Below are 341 nucleotides of genomic sequence, written 5' to 3'. Positions count from 1 at the left end.
TTCCACCATCTGACCGCCTTGTTGGAATTCAGCCTTCAGGCATTGGACCTACGAACCTTAGTCCATGCTCGTCCCTGACTGCATAAAGAGTTCCGAACTGGAATGACAGGATGAACTTGAATGGCTGCGACGCCGCATAGCGACGGGCAAATTCAGAGATGTCCTTCCAACTCTCATGACGGCTATCTGCCCGATAGTGATGGGACCCCCGGACGCCAACACGCCAATCCACTTCCACTACGTCGACCAGCACTTCATCAGGTGAAGCGCCATATCGGAACATGAAGCGGCAATGAGATCTGTTGAAGAAGCCAGAAGCGCCACCGTCGATGGGCTCCATG

General features: G+C 54.0%; 1 protein-coding gene. It reads right to left on the bottom strand.

Annotated features, from left to right (window positions below; genetic code table 11):
• Window positions 1–28: 28 nt before the first annotated feature.
• A partial coding sequence (locus tag KVS69_RS19095; RefSeq protein ID WP_217539538.1) for a hypothetical protein occupies window positions 29–341 on the bottom strand: 313 nt, incomplete at its 5' end.

Source organism: Stenotrophomonas sp. GbtcB23, assembly GCF_019091045.1.
Taxonomy (GTDB): Bacteria; Pseudomonadota; Gammaproteobacteria; order Xanthomonadales; family Xanthomonadaceae; genus Stenotrophomonas; species Stenotrophomonas rhizophila_A.
The sequence above is the reverse complement of the archived record's forward strand: the minus strand, read 5'-3'. Positions and strand labels throughout refer to the sequence as shown.